Source organism: Allobosea sp. P4_C6 (genome assembly GCF_056402015.1).
In genome coordinates this window covers 1-670 of record NZ_JBFUIF010000326.1, presented here as the reverse complement: position 1 = coordinate 670, position 670 = coordinate 1, and the positions used below count along the sequence as shown (strand labels likewise).

Sequence of the window (670 nt, the reverse complement as noted above, 5' to 3'; positions counted from 1 at the left end):
CAATTAAGAGAAGCCCCCCCGATTTAGTTGTCTTCATATGCAAGGAGAAGGCATTAATGATTTCTTCAATCCGCTTTCCCCGTGCAAACTTTCCGTAGAACAAGAAAATGGGCTGGCCATCAAGTTTATTAAACCATTCTTCCAGAGCTGTGGGCAAAGAAAATGCTTTACCGTTCTGAGAGAAATAATCTGTCGGAGGATAGTAAGGACTCACGCTTGGTAGGTTTGGATCTGCCCCAAATAGCCCTAAAGCGCTTGACGACTTTGACACAAATACCGTCGCGCGTTTGCCGATGACGCGGTAGAGCTCGCTAAGACTTTCTATGGTGCATAGGCGTCCGATATCTGAACCCGCATGAGTGACCACGTGGGGAATCGAAAGCTCGCGCGAAATGATATCTCCTACAATCGAATAGGGCTCCAGAAAATGCGAAAAAACTACATTTGGGGCCGCTTTCTTCGCAGTTCTTAAGGCCGCGGATAAATACAAAGCGAATGATAGATTTGAGAATGGAAAGAATGCGCGGCTGTGAGCTGCATCAGAATATGACAAATGGGTGATGCTCTGCGGTTCTGCAGCAAAAAAATTTCTAACTTCCAGCTCAGAGCATTGCAGCAATGATCGTTTCTCTTCGCTAAAAGCGTCTGAACAAACCACAACTCGGTGGCC

1 protein-coding gene is annotated in these 670 nt (G+C 46.4%); it reads right to left on the bottom strand.

What is annotated here, in order from left to right; genetic code table 11:
* A partial coding sequence (locus tag AC1DVA_RS28950) for a glycosyltransferase family protein (RefSeq protein WP_476808212.1) occupies positions 1 to 670 on the bottom strand: 670 nt, incomplete at both ends.